Annotated in this window: 1 pseudogene; it reads right to left on the bottom strand. The window is 65.8% G+C overall.

The features are described 5' to 3' along the window. Positions 1-208: 208 nt before the first annotated feature. Positions 209-479, bottom strand: a pseudogene (locus BGN97_RS14600) (30S ribosomal protein S4); the annotation flags it as partial.

Below are 479 nucleotides of genomic sequence, written 5' to 3'. Positions count from 1 at the left end.
TACGCCTCACCGAGGATGCCGGTGAACTCCGAGATGCGCGCGTCGATGTCGGCGAAGATCTCCTGACCCCGAGGGTCCTTGTTCATGAAGTGCGCGGCGACGAAACCGCCGATCACACCGATCAGGAACCAGAGCAGATTCTTCATTCCGCCATCCTACGACGAGAGGCGCCGGGGAATCCCCCGACGCCTCTCGCACGGATGCTGTATCAGCGAGCCGCGTAGTACTCGACGACCAGCTGCACCTCACAGGTCACGGGGACCTCGACGCGCTTCGGACGACGGACCAGACGGGCCTGCAGCTTGTCGAGCTCGACCTCGAGGTAGCCCGGGACCGGGGGCAGGACCTCGGCGTGACCGCCGGCGGCTGCGACCTGGAAGGGCTCGAGAGCCTCGGACTTGGCCTTGACGTGGATGAGCTGACCCGGCTTCACGCGGAAGGACGGGCGGTCGACGAGCTGACCGTCGACCAGGATGTGA

It is taken from the genome of Microbacterium sp. 69-10 (assembly GCF_001897945.1).
In the GTDB taxonomy this organism is placed as follows: domain Bacteria; phylum Actinomycetota; class Actinomycetes; order Actinomycetales; family Microbacteriaceae; genus Microbacterium.
The sequence above is the reverse complement of the archived record's forward strand: the minus strand, read 5'-3'. Positions and strand labels throughout refer to the sequence as shown.